Origin of the sequence: Vibrio breoganii (genome assembly GCF_024346795.1) — a bacterium.
Classification (GTDB): domain Bacteria; phylum Pseudomonadota; class Gammaproteobacteria; order Enterobacterales; family Vibrionaceae; genus Vibrio; species Vibrio breoganii.
This window is the reverse complement of the sequence record NZ_AP024864.1, coordinates 59,649-76,708: the sequence shown is the minus strand read 5'-3', so window position 1 is coordinate 76,708 and position 17,060 is coordinate 59,649. Positions and strand designations below refer to the sequence as shown.

8 protein-coding genes, 2 tRNA genes and 4 rRNA genes are annotated in these 17,060 nt (G+C 46.7%); 5 read left to right on the top strand and 9 right to left on the bottom strand.

All coding sequences use genetic code 11. The features are described from left to right. Position 1: 1 nt before the first annotated feature. A complete protein-coding gene (gene rep, locus OCU35_RS00345) occupies positions 2 to 2,017 on the bottom strand; it encodes a DNA helicase Rep (RefSeq protein ID WP_017029534.1) in 2,016 nt (671 codons plus the stop codon). A gap of 170 nt (positions 2,018 to 2,187) precedes the next feature. Between rep and OCU35_RS00340 the strand changes: the two genes are divergently transcribed. The 4 genes from OCU35_RS00340 to ubiK all read left to right on the top strand — a co-directional run bounded on the left by OCU35_RS00340 (position 2,188) and on the right by ubiK (position 7,353). Beyond that, positions 2,188 to 2,760, top strand: a complete 573-nt coding sequence (locus tag OCU35_RS00340) for a TetR/AcrR family transcriptional regulator (protein ID WP_017029533.1) — start codon at positions 2,188 to 2,190, stop codon at positions 2,758 to 2,760. A gap of 15 nt (positions 2,761 to 2,775) precedes the next feature. Further along, positions 2,776 to 3,876, top strand: a complete 1,101-nt coding sequence (locus OCU35_RS00335) for an efflux RND transporter periplasmic adaptor subunit (RefSeq protein ID WP_017243183.1) — start codon at positions 2,776 to 2,778, stop codon at positions 3,874 to 3,876. Between the two features lie 10 nt (positions 3,877 to 3,886). Then, complete coding sequence (locus OCU35_RS00330; RefSeq protein WP_017032958.1) at positions 3,887 to 6,958, top strand: multidrug efflux RND transporter permease subunit; 3,072 nt, start codon at positions 3,887 to 3,889, stop codon at positions 6,956 to 6,958. A 137-nt stretch (positions 6,959 to 7,095) separates the two neighbouring features. After that, a complete protein-coding gene (gene ubiK / locus OCU35_RS00325; RefSeq protein ID WP_017029529.1) occupies positions 7,096 to 7,353 on the top strand; it encodes a ubiquinone biosynthesis accessory factor UbiK in 258 nt (85 codons plus the stop codon). A 98-nt stretch (positions 7,354 to 7,451) separates the two neighbouring features. On the opposite strand, the gene ilvC is transcribed toward ubiK, so the two are convergent. Then, positions 7,452 to 8,936, bottom strand: coding sequence for a ketol-acid reductoisomerase (gene ilvC, locus OCU35_RS00320; protein WP_017029528.1), 1,485 nt, complete (start codon positions 8,934 to 8,936; stop codon positions 7,452 to 7,454). A 139-nt stretch (positions 8,937 to 9,075) separates the two neighbouring features. On the opposite strand from ilvC, the gene ilvY reads away from it, so the two are divergent. Next, entirely contained in the window at positions 9,076 to 9,963 is an 888-nt protein-coding gene (gene ilvY / locus OCU35_RS00315; protein ID WP_017029527.1) for an HTH-type transcriptional activator IlvY, read from the top strand. A 368-nt stretch (positions 9,964 to 10,331) separates the two neighbouring features. Here ilvY and rrf (OCU35_RS00310) read toward each other — a convergent pair. The 7 genes from rrf (OCU35_RS00310) to fre form a co-directional block, all read right to left on the bottom strand. Continuing rightward, positions 10,332 to 10,447: ribosomal RNA gene (gene rrf, locus OCU35_RS00310) — 5S ribosomal RNA — on the bottom strand. A gap of 43 nt (positions 10,448 to 10,490) precedes the next feature. Next, positions 10,491 to 10,566 (bottom strand) — tRNA-Thr (locus tag OCU35_RS00305). Positions 10,567 to 10,625: 59 nt separating this feature from the next. Then, positions 10,626 to 10,741: ribosomal RNA gene (gene rrf / locus OCU35_RS00300) — 5S ribosomal RNA — on the bottom strand. 90 nt (positions 10,742 to 10,831) lie between these two features. After that, positions 10,832 to 13,721: ribosomal RNA gene (locus OCU35_RS00295) — 23S ribosomal RNA — on the bottom strand. 355 nt (positions 13,722 to 14,076) lie between these two features. Then, positions 14,077 to 14,152 (bottom strand) — tRNA-Ala (locus OCU35_RS00290). A 76-nt stretch (positions 14,153 to 14,228) separates the two neighbouring features. Further along, positions 14,229 to 15,783: ribosomal RNA gene (locus OCU35_RS00285) — 16S ribosomal RNA — on the bottom strand. The 16S, 23S and 5S rRNA genes sit together here with 2 tRNA genes alongside, the layout of an rRNA operon. A 553-nt stretch (positions 15,784 to 16,336) precedes the next feature. Beyond that, positions 16,337 to 17,047 carry an NAD(P)H-flavin reductase gene (gene fre / locus OCU35_RS00280; protein ID WP_017027069.1) on the bottom strand — a complete coding sequence of 237 codons (711 nt, stop codon included), beginning with the start codon at positions 17,045 to 17,047 and terminating at the stop codon, positions 16,337 to 16,339. Positions 17,048 to 17,060: the final 13 nt, after the last annotated feature.

Below are 17,060 nucleotides of genomic sequence, written 5' to 3'. Positions count from 1 at the left end.
TCTATTTTTTAAACATCGCCCTTAGATTGGCAATATGGGCCTGCCCCTTCTCCATACGCTCTTCCTTGGTTTGCTCTTTCTTCTTCACTTCCCACTCTAAATCATCGAATGGAAGCTCATCTAAAAAGCGGCTTTGCGTTGGCTTGATAAGTTCACCATACTGACGACGCTCTTTACATACCGTAAAGCTCAATTCTTTCTGTGCACGAGTAATGCCTACATACATTAAGCGGCGCTCTTCTTCGACGTTATCTTCATCTATGCTGGTTTGGTGCGGCAAGATCCCCTCTTCAGCACCCATCAAATAAACATAAGGGAACTCTAGGCCTTTTGATGCATGCAGTGTCATCAATTGAACCTGATCGGCCTCAGCGTCATCTTCACCACGCTCCATCATGTCACGCAAGGTTAAACGCTGAACCACTTCCTTAAGGGTCTTCTCTTCTTTGTCGTAGTTGTCCCCTTCGAGATCAGCCACTATCCAAGTATAAAGGTCAGACACGTTCTTCATTCGCATTTCTGCGGCTTTCGGGCTCGCGGAAGTTTCGTAAAGCCAGTCTTCATACTTAATATCACGCACTAGACTGCGAACGGCTTCAACAGTATTGCCGCGCTCTGCGTTGTCACCGACCCTCACTAGCCACTCGGTAAAGCGGCGTAGGCTTTCTAAGCCCTTACCTGCAAGCGTCTGTTCTAATCCAAGCTCAAACGATGCCTCAAACAAGCTCTTGCCACGCATGTTGGCATAGCTGCCTAGCTTTTCGAGAGTAACCGGGCCTATCTCTCTGCGCGGTGTATTCACGATACGCAAAAATGCATTATCGTCATCAGGGTTCACAAGCACCCTTAGGTAAGCCATTACATCTTTGATCTCAGCTCTAGAGAAGAACGAGGTTCCCCCAGAAATGCGATAAGGGACTCGGTTCTGCATCAGTGACTTTTCAATCAGACGCGATTGATGGTTGCCGCGATAAAGGATGGCGTAATCTTTGTAATGGGTTCGGTTAACAAACTTATGCGCAATTATCTCACCGGTAATTCTCTCTGCCTCATGGTCTTCATTCTTGGCCATGAGTACCTTGAGCTTTTCACCATCAGGTATCTCTGAGAAGAGTTTCTTCTCATACACGTGTGGGTTGTTTGCGATTAAGATGTTAGCCGAGCGCAATATTCGACTAGTAGAGCGGTAGTTCTGCTCCAGTTTAATAAGCTTTAAGCTTGGGTAGTCTTCACCAAGCAACACCAAGTTCTGTGGCTTAGCACCGCGCCAAGAATAAATAGACTGATCATCATCGCCCACCACCGTCAGTCGACCACGCTCGCCAACCAACAACTTAACCAGTTCATACTGGCTGGTGTTGGTATCTTGGTACTCATCCACCAAAAGGTATCGAATGCGTGCCCGCCAGCGCTCTCGCACTTCCTCGTTTTGCTTTAATAGCAATACGGGCATAAGAATCAAATCATCAAAATCTAGGGCGTTATAAGCCACCATCTGGCGCTGATACATCTCAAAGCAATCGGCAAATAACGTATGTTGTTCACCCTGCGCCGAGGCTCTTGCTTGAGCCGGCGTCAGCATGTCGTTCTTCCAGTTAGAAATGGTACTGACTAGCTGGCGAAGTAAATCTTTGTCACCGTCTAACAAATCTTCCGTAAGCTCTTTGAGCATCGAAAGCTGGTCTTGGTCATCAAAAAGAGAAAAACCCGCCTTTAGACCTAGTGCTTTGTATTCTCGGCGAATGATGTTGAGGCCTAGGGTGTGGAATGTAGATACCATCAAACCTTTTGATTCATTCTTACCTAAAGTTTGCCCGACACGCTCTTTCATCTCTCGTGCCGCTTTGTTGGTAAAGGTTACCGCTGCGATATTGCGAGCCTTATAACCACACTGCTGAACTAGATAGGCAATCTTATTGGTAATTACGCGAGTTTTACCTGAGCCTGCACCGGCCAATACCAGACAAGGCCCTGACACAAATTTTACCGCTTGGTCTTGCTGTGGATTCAGTCTCATAACGCCACCGAGATACAAAAAAGGGCTCTAATCATACTGTTCACCTTGCTCATTTCCAATCGAATTTTCCTTTTCCAAATGCTTACCTATGCTTACAAACAGTTGCATTTTAATAATTGTCCAATAAAATGAATGAACGTTCATTCATTTGGGTAGGGAATGTTATATCCATGACATCTAAAACCAAGCGCGAAGACATCTTAGAAGCTGCTGTGACTATTTTAGGTCGTGATGGCTTCAATGGCCTTTCGATACAAAAACTCGCGAAAGAAGCCAAGATGGCTGCAGGCACTGTTTATCTCTACTTCAAAGACAAGGATAGCGTGATTGCAGAGGTAAGACTCTGGCTAACAAGACAGGTTGCGGAAATCATTCAGAAGGATGTGCTCTCTAATCAATCTCTCTATGAAAGGTACGAAACTATGTGCCACAACGTATGGAGTATTGGGGGATCTCAACTAGGGTTATTACAAACTCAAATTCAGTATGAATCGTTACCTTCGCCTTTAAGCAAAGAGATTCGAAACCTAGAGAAAAAATTGTTTGATCGGCTGCTCAGTGTCTTTGAAGAAGGCAGACAGTCCGGAAAACTTAAGAATTTACCCGATTCGGTTTTATATAGCCTAAGTTTGGAAAGCTGCGTTGCATTGACCCGCAAGCATTTTCAAGAAATAGACCCTATCGACAGCGAAACTTATCAACTGGCCATCCAAGCAAGCTGGGATGCCATTACAACTAAATAACTGGAGAACCGTTCCATGAAAAAGTGGACACTAATTATGCTTATTATTGCTATCGCCCTGTTCGGTAGCGTGATTGGCTTCAATATCTTCAAGCAGCAGAAGATAGCAGAATACATGGCGAACCGCCCAGAGCCAGAGTACCCAGTTACCGTAATGACGGCCTCTGCTGAAGAGTGGACGCCAAGTATCGACGCAATTGGATTCATTGAACCACTGCAGGGTGTAACACTAACTGCAGAGGCAAGTGGCATTGTGACTAAGATTAACTTTGTTTCTGGCCAGCAGGTTTCTAAGGGTGCCTCTTTGGTGCAGCTAGATTCCGATGTTGAAAAAGCGAATCTACAAAGCGCTGAGGCTCGATACCCAGCCTCAGTAGCAAAATATAAGCGTTACAAAGGCTTGATTAAGAAAGGGGCGATCTCGCAAGCCGATTTTGATGATGCCGAAGCCTCTTATCTATCATTGAAAGCCGATATTGCTGGCCTAAAAGCCACCATCGATCGTCGCGACGTGAATGCACCCTTTGCAGGTGTGATTGGTATTCGTGGCGTCAACCTTGGTGAATACATGCAAGCGGGTAGCCGAATCGCGCGCCTAGAAGACATCAGTGTTATGCGTATGCGCTTTACCGTTTCGCAAAACGATATCTCACGTATCAACATTGGTCAGGCGATCCGTATCAAAGTCGACTCTTATCCTGGTAGCACTTTTGACGGCACCATTTCAGCGATAGAGCCCGCGATTAATTATCAAAGTGGTTTACTGCAAGTACAGGCTGAAATTCCAAATACTCAAGGTGAACTAAGATCAGGTATGTTTGCTCGTGCACAAATTGTGTTGCCAAAACTTCAAGATCAAGTCGTGCTACCTCAAGTGGCGATTACTTACACCCTATACGGTGATAGCGTATTCGTTCTCGATGAAGAAACTCATCGTGTGGCACAACGTGTCATCAAAGCTGGCGAGCGCGACCAAAACAACGTGCGAATCCTAGATGGCGTTAAGCCTGGTGAAGTGATCGTGACCTCAGGTCAGGTACGCCTGAGCAACGAGTCCAAGGTGAAGATTGTGGAAAGTGATGCCACCACCCCACCGACTGAACTTCCGATGCTGTAAGGGATAGACAATGCGATTTACAGACATTTTTATAAAGCGCCCAATACTTGCCGTCTCTATCAGCTTTTTGATAGCTCTGCTAGGTATGCAAGCTATCTTCAAGATGCAGGTGCGTGAATACCCTGAAATGACCAATACTGTAGTTACGGTATCAACCAGTTACTACGGTGCTAGTGCGGATCTGATCCAGGGCTTTATTACTCAGCCACTAGAGCAAGCCATTGCTCAGGCTGACAATATCGATTTCATGACGTCTCAATCGGTACTGGGTAGCTCAACCATTACTGTCACCATGAAGTTAAATACAGACCCGAATGCGGCGTTATCGGACATACTCGCTAAAACCAACTCGGTTCGTTCTCAGCTTCCTAAGGAGTCCGAGGATCCTACTGTAACCATGTCGACAGGTTCGACAACCGCGGTTATGTATATAGGCTTCACTAGTGATGAATTGGCTTCAAGTCAGATCACTGACTATCTTGAACGCGTTATTAATCCACAGCTATTTACCGTTAATGGCGTATCCAAGATCGACCTCTACGGTGGTATGAAATACGCACTGCGTGTATGGCTAGACCCTGAAAAAATGGCAGGTTTACAACTCACCGCAACTGACGTGATGGGTGTATTAGATGCCAATAACTTCCAGTCGGCAACCGGTCAGGCAACAGGCGCTTTAGTTCTTTATAATGGTAGTGCCAACACTCAAGTGGCTAACGTTGAAGAGCTAAAAAATCTTGTTGTTAAACAAGATGGCGGTCAGGTCGTTCGCCTTAGCGATATTGCTAAGGTAACCCGTGAGAAGAGTCACGATATCTATCGTGCAAGTGCCAATGGTCAAGAGGCCGTTGTAGCTGCAATCAACGGTGCGCCAAGTGCTAACCCAATCAACATCGCAGCTGATGTTCTGGAGCTTTTGCCACAACTAGAAAAGAACCTGCCAACCAATATCAAGATGCAGGTAATGTATGACTCCACAGTTGCGATCAATGAGTCAATTCAAGAGGTAGCAAAAACCATTATTGAGGCGGCTCTCATCGTATTGGTTGTTATCACCTTATTCTTGGGCTCTTACCGTGCGGTACTGATCCCAATCGTAACCATCCCGCTATCACTGATTGGTGTAGCCATGTTCATGCAAGCACTAGGGTTTTCCTGGAACTTGATGACCTTGCTCGCCATGGTATTGGCTATCGGCTTGGTGGTGGATGATGCCATCGTTGTTCTGGAGAACGTCGACCGGCATATTAAGCTGGGAGAAACACCGTTTAGGGCCGCGATTATTGGTACGCGAGAGATCGCGGTTCCGGTTATTGCAATGACACTGACACTGGGTGCGGTTTACGCTCCTATTGCCTTGATGGGTGGTATTACTGGCTCGTTATTCAAGGAATTTGCGCTCACCCTTGCGGGAGCGGTATTTGTATCCGGGATCATAGCGTTAACACTCAGCCCTATGATGTGTGCAACCTTCCTTAAGCAGAACGAGGAACCAAATCGCTTTGAGCAATTTGTTCATAAGAAATTAGATGCCCTTAGTGAGTCTTATGCATCTGCACTCGGTTCAGTAATGCAACACCGAGGCGTTGTGATTGCCTTTGCATTGATTGTATTCGGCAGCTTGCCGTTACTGTTCAAGTTTATTCCAAGTGAATTGGCACCGTCGGAAGATAAAGGTGTTGTCATGATGATGGGCACTGGTCCATCAAATGCGAACCTAGATTATCTGCAAAACACCATGAACCATGTGAATGAGCTTCTGAACGAACAACCTGAGGTCGCATACGCACAGATCTTTACAGGTGTACCTAACTCCAATCAGGCATTTGGTATTGCGTCTTTGAAACCATGGAGCCAACGTGAAGCTAGCCAATCAGAGATCACTAACCGCGTTTCTGGCTTAATCGCAGAAGTACCCGGTATGGCAATCACTGCGTTCCAAATGCCAGAGCTTCCGGGTGCAGGCTCAGGTCTTCCGATTCAGTTTGTTATCACTACACCAAACAGCTTTGAGAGTTTGTTCCAGATAGCAACCAACACACTTGCTGAAGTAAATGCAAACCCACAATTTGTTTATTCTGATCTCGACCTGAACTACGATTCAGCCACTATGAAGATCACCATAGATAAAGATAAAGCGGGTGCTTATGGCATTACCATGCAAGATATCGGTATAACCCTAAGTACCATGATGGCTGATGGCTACGTCAACCGTATCGATTTATATGGCCGTTCGTATGAGGTTATCCCACAGGTGGAGCGTAAGTTCCGAATGAATCCTGAGTCGATGAACAACTATTATGTACGTTCATCTACGGGCGATTCAGTACCATTAGGCAGCTTAATATCCATCGATGTGATACCTCAGCCTAGGTCTCTACCTCACTTTAACCAGTTGAATTCAGCAACTGTGGGTGTGGTTCCAGCTCCTGGTGTGGCTATGGGTGATGCCATCGCATGGTTTGAAACGACTGCAGCGGAAAAACTACCGAGTGGATACAACCATGACTATATGGGTGAATCTCGTCAGTTTGTGACCGAAGGAAGTGCGTTATACACCACCTTCTTGCTAGCAATCGCGATCATCTTCTTGGTACTGGCAATACAGTTTGAGTCATTACGTGACCCACTGGTGATCATGGTATCCGTACCACTCGCCATCAGTGGCGCTTTGGTGGCGTTGGCTTGGGGTCTATCAACGATGAACATCTATTCCCAGGTCGGATTGATCACGCTGGTTGGTCTAATTACCAAACACGGCATTTTGATCTGTGAGGTGGCAAAAGAAGAGCAATTGCATCATCAACGCAATCGTGTAGATGCAGTAATGGCTGCAGCTAAAGTACGTCTGAGACCAATTCTAATGACCACTGCGGCGATGATTGCAGGTTTGATACCTCTAATGTATGCAACAGGTGCAGGTGCTGCACAGCGCTTTAGTATAGGCATCGTAATTGTTGCCGGTCTTGCTATTGGTACCGTGTTTACCTTGTTTGTACTACCGGTTATCTACAGCTTCCTTGCTTCCGAGCATAAACCGCTACCTGAATTTGATGAAAGCGAAGTCGTTGAATCAAACTAATCTAGGGTAATGAACGTACAAGGGCTCAGAGATGAGCCCTTTTTTATATCAAAAACAAATATCTGTCTCGATATTGTTTGCGACAAAAGACGCTGAATTGCTTAGAATATAACAAACGATTTTGGAGAAACGCCCCTATGTTCGACCCTAAAAAACTAGAGCAGATTGCAAAGCAAATTCATGAATCTATGCCTCAGCCAGTAAAAGACCTAGGCACTGACGTTGATCAAAAAGTCCGTCAAGTCATTCAATCCCAGCTGAACAAGCTAGATGTGATCAGTCGAGAAGAGTTCGAGGTGCAAACTCAAGTATTACTGCGCACTCGTCAAAAGCTAAACGAGATGGAAAAGAAGATGGCCGATCTAGAAGAGAAGCTTTCTACTAAAGGCGAATAGCCACCTCACGTACAAACAAAAAGGCTTGGTATTTTCATACCAAGCCTTTTTTAGTTTAAGAGTACCGCCGAACTCGTCGGCGGACTTTTAACTAGCGATTAGCCACCAACAGCAATGCGCTTCATGTCAGTCATGTAGCCACGTAGTTCTTCACCTACGTACTCAACTGGGTGGTTGCGAATTGCTTCGTTCACTTCGATTAGGCGTTGGTTATCAGCAAAGTTTGACGCTTCACCTAGGCCTTTACCGATAACATCAGTTGCTACTGAAGGCATGAACTTCTCACGTAGAAGCGGTGTTGCTACGTTTGCGAATAGGTAGTTACCGTACTCAGCGGTATCAGAGATAACAACGTTCATCTCGTATAGACGCTTACGTGCAACAGTGTTCGCGATTAGCGGAAGCTCGTGCAGTGATTCGTAGTAAGCAGACTCGTCGATAATGCCAGAAGCTGTCATTGCTTCAAACGCAAGCTCAACACCAGCACGAACCATAGCGATCATTAGGATGCCGTTGTCGAAGTACTCTTGCTCAGAGATCTCTACATCAGACTCAGGGTAGTTTTCGAAATCAGTTTCGCCTGTCTCTTCACGCCATTTGAATAGGTTAACGTCGTCGTTTGACCAGTCAGCCATCATAGTGCGAGAGAATTCGCCTTGGATGATGTCATCCATGTGCTTATTGTAAAGCGGGCGCATAAGATCTTTAAGCTCTTCAGAAAGATCAAAAGCGCGGATCTTAGCAGGGTTTGATAGGCGGTCCATCATATGAGTGATACCACCGAACTTCAGTGCTTCAGTGATAGTTTCCCAACCGTACTGAAGAAGCTTGCCTGCGTAACCAGCATCGATGCCGTCAGCAATCATCTTCTCGTAACATACGATAGAACCCGCTTGTAGCATGCCACAAAGGATAGTTTGCTCACCCATTAGGTCAGACTTAACCTCAGCAACAAAAGAAGACTCTAGACAGCCCGCACGGTGACCACCAGTACCTGCAGCCCAAGCTTTAGCGATATCCCAGCCTTCGCCTTTAGGGTCGTTTTCTGGGTGAACAGCGATCAGTGTTGGAACGCCGAAGCCACGCTTGTACTCTTCACGAACTTCAGTACCTGGGCACTTAGGTGCAACCATAACTACTGTAAGGTCTTCACGAATCTGCATGCCTTCTTCAACAACGTTAAAGCCGTGAGAATAACCCAATGCAGCGCCTTGCTTCATTAGTGGCATCACTGTCTCTACAACATTGCTGTGTTGCTTATCTGGAGTCAGGTTAACAACTAGGTCAGCTTGAGGAATAAGAGTCTCGTAACTACCTACTTCAAAGCCATTCTCTTTTGCGTTTTTGAAAGATTGGCGTTGCTCATCAATAGCAGCTTGGCGTAATGCATAAGATACATCTAGGCCAGAATCGCGCATGTTTAAGCCTTGGTTTAGGCCTTGAGCACCACAACCTACGATAACCACTTTCTTACCTTTTAGGTAATCAGCTTCTGTAGCAAATTCAGAACGGTCCATAAAACGGCAACGACCCAATTGGTCCAATTGCTCACGTAGGTTTAGCGTGTTGAAATAGTTAGCCATGACGGGCTCTCCTTAAAAATTCTTTCCATAGTTCGGCTTTATTTGCCGATTGAGTTCATACTAATTCAGGTTGAAAGTTGCTTAAAGTGATATATTCACAACTAATCATTGCAAATTATGCAACAAGAAGATTACTCAAATGAACATCAAAAGCCTACAGATTTTTCTACATCTTTCTGAAAGTAAGAACTTCAGCAAGACTGCGTCCGCAATGCACATGAGCCCATCGGCATTAAGCCGTCAAATAAAGCGCTTAGAACAAGAAGCGGAACAGATTCTATTCATTAGAGACAATAGAAGTGTTGAGTTAACCACCGCAGGCAAAGAGTTGCTCCCTGTTGCTCACAACATTGTCAATCAATGGCAAACCTTTACCCTGAACTTTTCAGATCATAAGGATGTATTAAAGGGTGAGATACGACTATTTTGCTCGGTAACAGCAAGCTACAGCCACTTGCCTCGCTTACTGTCAGAGTTTCGATTATTGCATCCATTGATCGAGTATAAGCTCAGTACCGGTGACCCTGCACAAGCAATAGAAAAGGTGTTAAATGATGAAGCGGATATCGCCATTTCTGCAGAAAGTGACCAATTACCTTCAAGGGTTGCCTTTGAAAACATCAGCGAGATTTCCTTATCGGTTATAGCCCCTAAGGGAGTAGCCAATATAGAAAGCATGCTTACAGAGCCTATTAACTGGAATGAAATTCCCTTTATTATCCCCTCGGAGGGCACCGCTCGAGATCGCTGTAATACTTGGTTTAAGCGAAGCAAGATTAAACCTAACATCTATGCGCAGGTGGCAGGGCATGAGGCGATCGTCAGTATGGTGGCATTAGGTTGTGGTATTGGAATTGCACCGGATGTGGTCATTAATAACAGCCCAGTAAAAGACCACATTCAAAAGCTGGATGTGGAGCCGGTTAAGCCATTTAAGCTAGGCGTATGTTGCAAGCGTTCGCAGCTCAATAATCCGCTGATCAAGGCGTTATGGAGTGTGGCTGAGGCTAATTATATTTCGAGTTAGATGAAGTTCTGGGTTCTGGGTTCTGGGTTCTGGGTTCTGGGTTCTGGGTTCTGGGTTCTGGGTTCTGGGTTCTGGGGAGATTTTACAAACGCTAGATATGAAAAAACTCGCTATAAAAGCGGGTTATTCAAAATTAAAGCCTGGCGATGTCCTATTCCCACATGGGCGGTGCGGCGATCCGCAAACACACGCTACTTTTCCAAGATTCAGATATGAAAAAACCCGCTATAAAAGCGGGTTATTCAAATTCAAAGCCTGGCGATGTCCTACTCCCACATGGGCGGTGCGGCGATCCGCAAACACACGCTACTTTTCCAAGATTCAGATATGAAAAAACCCGCTATAAAAGCGGGTTATTCAAATTCAAAGCCTGGCGATGTCCTACTCTCACATGGGGAAACCCCACACTACCATCGGCGCTATTATGTTTCACTTCTGAGTTCGGCATGGAATCAGGTGGGTCCACAATGCTATGGTCGCCAAGCAAATTTTGTGTGCAATCAGATTAAGAATCTAATAGCAAAATATGGTGCTAGTACCCAGAGTCGAACTGGGGACCTCACCCTTACCAAGGGTGCGCTCTACCAACTGAGCCATACCAGCAATTTGTCGTCTAGAGAGACGAAAAAACCCGCTTCAAAAGCGGGTTATTCAAAATTAAAGCCTGGCGATGTCCTACTCTCACATGGGGAAACCCCACACTACCATCGGCGCTATTATGTTTCACTTCTGAGTTCGGCATGGAATCAGGTGGGTCCACAATGCTATGGTCGCCAAGCAAATTTTAAAATTCGGAAAGCTATATTTAAAAGTTTGTATCACACATTCAAAGTTCTACTTTGAGTCCACAAAACCCCTTGGGTGTTGTATGGTTAAGCCTCACGGGCAATTAGTACAGGTTAGCTCAATGCCTCGCAGCACTTACACACCCTGCCTATCAACGTTCTAGTCTCGAACAACCCTTTAGGACACTTAAAGTGCCAGGGAAGACTCATCTCAGGGCTCGCTTCCCGCTTAGATGCTTTCAGCGGTTATCGATTCCGAACTTAGCTACCGGGCAATGCCATTGGCATGACAACCCGAACACCAGAGGTTCGTCCACTCCGGTCCTCTCGTACTAGGAGCAGCCCCCTTCAATCTTCCAACGCCCACGGCAGATAGGGACCGAACTGTCTCACGACGTTCTAAACCCAGCTCGCGTACCACTTTAAATGGCGAACAGCCATACCCTTGGGACCGACTTCAGCCCCAGGATGTGATGAGCCGACATCGAGGTGCCAAACACCGCCGTCGATATGAACTCTTGGGCGGTATCAGCCTGTTATCCCCGGAGTACCTTTTATCCGTTGAGCGATGGCCCTTCCATTCAGAACCACCGGATCACTATGACCTGCTTTCGCACCTGCTCGAATTGTCATTCTCGCAGTCAAGCGGGCTTATGCCATTGCACTAACCACACGATGTCCAACCGTGTTTAGCCCACCTTCGTGCTCCTCCGTTACTCTTTGGGAGGAGACCGCCCCAGTCAAACTACCCACCAGGCACTGTCCTCATCCCCGATAAGGGGACTAAGTTAGAACATCAACACTACAAGGGTGGTATTTCAAGGACGGCTCCAACGATACTGGCGTACCGTCTTCAAAGCCTCCCACCTATCCTACACATGTAGGGTCAATGTTCAGTGCCAAGCTGTAGTAAAGGTTCACGGGGTCTTTCCGTCTAGCCGCGGGTACACTGCATCTTCACAGCGATTTCAATTTCACTGAGTCTCGGGTGGAGACAGCGTGGCCATCATTACGCCATTCGTGCAGGTCGGAACTTACCCGACAAGGAATTTCGCTACCTTAGGACCGTTATAGTTACGGCCGCCGTTTACCGGGGCTTCGATCAAGAGCTTCGACCGAAGTCTAACCCCATCAATTAACCTTCCGGCACCGGGCAGGCGTCACACCGTATACGTCATCTTACGATTTTGCACAGTGCTGTGTTTTTAATAAACAGTTGCAGCCACCTGGTATCTGCGACTCCTAGTAGCTCCATCCGCAAGGGACTTCACCGCCAAGAGCGTACCTTCTCCCGAAGTTACGGTACCATTTTGCCTAGTTCCTTCACCCGAGTTCTCTCAAGCGCCTTGGTATTCTCTACCCGACCACCTGTGTCGGTTTGGGGTACGATTTCTTATAATCTGAAGCTTAGAGGCTTTTCCTGGAAGCATGGCATCAATGACTTCACTGCACGTAGCAGCTCGACATCGTATCTCAGCGTTAAGAAAGTCCGGATTTACCTAAACTTTCCGCCTACATACTTGAACCTGGACAACCATCGCCAGGCCCACCTAGCCTTCTCCGTCCCCCCATCGCAATTATAAGAAGTACGGGAATATTAACCCGTTTCCCATCGACTACGCCTTTCGGCCTCGCCTTAGGGGTCGACTTACCCTGCCCCGATTAACGTTGGACAGGAACCCTTGGTCTTCCGGCGAGGGGGTTTTTCACCCCCTTTATCGTTACTCATGTCAGCATTCGCACTTCTGATACGTCCAGCAGCCCTTACAGACCACCTTCAACCGCTTACAGAACGCTCCCCTACCCCGCATACAAAAGTATGCAGCCGCAGCTTCGGTGTATAGCTTAGCCCCGTTACATCTTCCGCGCAGGCCGACTCGACCAGTGAGCTATTACGCTTTCTTTAAATGATGGCTGCTTCTAAGCCAACATCCTGGCTGTCTGAGCCTTCCCACATCGTTTCCCACTTAGCTATACTTTGGGACCTTAGCTGGCGGTCTGGGTTGTTTCCCTCTCCACGACGGACGTTAGCACCCGCCGTGTGTCTCCCGGATAGTACTCAATGGTATTCGGAGTTTGCAAAGGGTTGGTAAGTCGGGATGACCCCCTAGCCTTAACAGTGCTCTACCCCCATTGGTATTCGTCCGAGGCGCTACCTAAATAGCTTTCGGGGAGAACCAGCTATCTCCAGGTTTGATTGGCCTTTCACCCCTAGCCACAAGTCATCCGCTAATTTTTCAACATTAGTCGGTTCGGTCCTCCAGTTGATGTTACTCAACCTTCAACCTGCCCATGGCTAGATCACCTGGTTTCGGGTCTAATTCTAGCAACTCGACGCCCAGTTAAGACTCGGTTTCCCTACGGCTCCCCTATACGGTTAACCTTGCTACTAAAATTAAGTCGCTGACCCATTATACAAAAGGTACGCAGTCACGCTTCGAGGCGCTCCTACTGCTTGTACGTACACGGTTTCAGGTTCTATTTCACTCCCCTCACAGGGGTTCTTTTCGCCTTTCCCTCACGGTACTGGTTCACTATCGGTCAGTCAGTAGTATTTAGCCTTGGAGGATGGTCCCCCCATGTTCAAACAGGATATCACGTGTCCCGCCTTACTCGTTTTCACTTAAAATGCGTTGTCGGTTACGGGGCTATCACCCTATACTGCGAGACTTTCCAGACTCTTCACCTGACGCATTAAAAGCTTAAGGGCTAATCCAATTTCGCTCGCCGCTACTTTCGGAATCTCGGTTGATTTCTCTTCCTTCGGGTACTTAGATGTTTCAGTTCCCCGAGTTTGCCTCATTAACCTATGTATTCAGTTAATGATACGTGCTTATGCACGTGGGTTTCCCCATTCAGAAATCCCAGACTCAAATGGTTATTACTACCTAATCTGGGCTTATCGCAAGTTATTACGTCTTTCATCGCCTCTGACTGCCAAGGCATCCACCGTGTACGCTTAGTCACTTAACCATACAACCCCAAAGGGTCTTGCTTACGCAATGCAGTTGCTACGCTGCAGTATGACGTTTCCAAGGTGCGTTATCTCTTTATTATGAGCGAGATAACATTCGATTTTGCCGGACTCAAATTTGAATGCATCCTGGCAAGGATACATTCCCAAGAACACTTGAATGTGTGTTGGTACCTAAATCAATAAAGACTTAGGATTTGAGAACTTTTAAATTTGATAAATAATGAAATCACATTATTTATCGTCAGCTTTCCAAATTGTTAAAGAGCATGAATTTCTAAGCAATAATGCTTATGAAACCATTTTTAAATATTCTCTATTCTTTCTAGAGAAAAGAACAAAAACACTTAAAGATGGTGGAGCTATGCGGGATCGAACCGCAGACCTCCTCGCTGCCAGCGAGGCGCTCTCCCAGCTGAGCTATAGCCCCATCTGGAAGTTTTTCCTGCTCTAACTTTTTAAACCATATCAATCTGTGTGGACACTCATCGTGAGTAATCATCGTATAAGGAGGTGATCCAGCCCCAGGTTCCCCTAGGGCTACCTTGTTACGACTTCACCCCAGTCATGAACCACAAAGTGGTGAGCGTCCTCCTCGAAAGGTTAAACTACCCACTTCTTTTGCAGCCCACTCCCATGGTGTGACGGGCGGTGTGTACAAGGCCCGGGAACGTATTCACCGTGACATTCTGATTCACGATTACTAGCGATTCCGACTTCATGGAGTCGAGTTGCAGACTCCAATCCGGACTACGACGCACTTTTTGGGATTCGCTCACCATCGCTGGTTGGCTGCCCTCTGTATGCGCCATTGTAGCACGTGTGTAGCCCTACTCGTAAGGGCCATGATGACTTGACGTCGTCCCCACCTTCCTCCGGTTTATCACCGGCAGTCTCCCTGGAGTTCCCACCATTACGTGCTGGCAAACAAGGATAAGGGTTGCGCTCGTTGCGGGACTTAACCCAACATTTCACAACACGAGCTGACGACAGCCATGCAGCACCTGTCTCAGAGTTCCCGAAGGCACCAAAGCATCTCTGCTAAGTTCTCTGGATGTCAAGAGTAGGTAAGGTTCTTCGCGTTGCATCGAATTAAACCACATGCTCCACCGCTTGTGCGGGCCCCCGTCAATTCATTTGAGTTTTAATCTTGCGACCGTACTCCCCAGGCGGTCTACTTAACGCGTTAGCTCCGAAAGCCACGGCTCAAGGCCACAACCTCCAAGTAGACATCGTTTACGGCGTGGACTACCAGGGTATCTAATCCTGTTTGCTCCCCACGCTTTCGCATCTGAGTGTCAGTATCTGTCCAGGGGGCCGCCTTCGCCACTGGTATTCCTTCAGATCTCTACGCATTTCACCGCTACACCTGAAATTCTACCCCCCTCTACAGTACTCTAGCCTGCCAGTTTCAAATGCGGTTCCGAGGTTGAGCCCCGGGCTTTCACATCTGACTTAACAAACCACCTGCATGCGCTTTACGCCCAGTAATTCCGATTAACGCTCGCACCCTCCGTATTACCGCGGCTGCTGGCACGGAGTTAGCCGGTGCTTCTTCTGTCGCTAACGTCAAACACTAAAGCTATTAACTCTAATGCCTTCCTCACGACTGAAAGTACTTTACAACCCGAAGGCCTTCTTCATACACGCGGCATGGCTGCATCAGGCTTGCGCCCATTGTGCAATATTCCCCACTGCTGCCTCCCGTAGGAGTCTGGACCGTGTCTCAGTTCCAGTGTGGCTGATCATCCTCTCAGACCAGCTAGGGATCGTCGCCTTGGTGAGCCATTACCTCACCAACTAGCTAATCCCACCTGGGCATATCCTGAAGCGAGAGGCCCGAAGGTCCCCCTCTTTGGTCCGTAGACGTTATGCGGTATTAGCCATCGTTTCCAATGGTTATCCCCCACATCAGGGCAATTTCCCAGGCATTACTCACCCGTCCGCCGCTCGACGCCCAACAAATCACCCGAAGGGTCAATGTTGTCGTTTCCGCTCGACTTGCATGTGTTAGGCCTGCCGCCAGCGTTCAATCTGAGCCATGATCAAACTCTTCAATTAAAGTTTTGTTGAAGCTTTCGCTTCGGCTCAATGAATACTGACTTCAAAACTGTTCCTTACTCGAAAGTAAGAAGTAATTTTAAAGCTATTATCGTTCCAACAGAACGATAATGAATTGACTGTGCCAATGACTAAAAGTCATCGTTTTGGTCACTCAGTTCATTGATAAATCTTTTCGATTATCATCAACGAGTGCCCACACAGATTGATAGGTCTAAATTGTTAAAGAGCGTTGCTTTTCGACGATTCCTTTTGTGAGGAGTCTCTCAAAGCGGACGGCCATTCTAGCGATTTGAACCTCAGTGTCAAACACTTTTTGAATTTAATTTTCTAAGAGAAGTTAAACTCAATTGGGTTCGGCTAGTTAGCCTACTGAAACACTGCGAAGCGTTTCCGCTGTTGCCGTGTCAGTGGGGCGCATTATAGAGATGCTCGTCACATTGGCAAGCCTTTTCTATAAGTTTTTTGCAGTTTCTTTTTTTACGCTCAACAAACAAACAACCCGCTTGAAAAGCGGGCTGTTTTGGTCGATTTAAAGCCGTTTCTGATAGTTTTAGATAAATGCGAACGCATCAGAATAAATTTGCTCGACCTTAGCTTTCTTATTAAAGATAAACTGCTCTCTTGCACTACCGGCCATTTCAAATCGACCTGCTATATAGATGTCATACTCAGAGAGGTCTGAAAAATCCTGCATCACGGCTTGAAGCACATTGCCGGTTTTTCCAGTCCAAATGCCTTCATCATCTTCTACTACAGGAACAAAATGGATATTTGCGTGCTGTTCTTCAATAGACGTCAGTTCATCAAACGCATACAGCTGTGATTTACTTCTTGCTCCCCAATACAAATAGATTGGGTTATTGATATTTTGGCTGATGCAGTGATCCAGAATAGAACGCACGTAGCTAAAGCCTGTTCCACCAGCGATAAGTAACATAGAGCGATCACTCTCTTTAAGAGCCGCATCACCATGAGGAGCATCAATAACAATGTCACTACCATTGCTCAGCGCTTCATGCATACGGTTAACGACCTCAAGAGCATAAGCATTTTCTTCAGCAGCACCAATATGAAGCTCTAGCTCTCCCTCATGTCGACAAGGGCTACTTGCGATTGAAAAAGGACGCTTGTCTTTCTCACCCATTACGACCATCAAATACTGCCCCGCTTCAAACTCAACAGGAGTTTCAGGGTGCAACAATACTCGGAATGTATTGCTGGCTAAGGGCTTAATTGATTTTACTTTGCAACGAATGGTCATATCTTCCTCTATA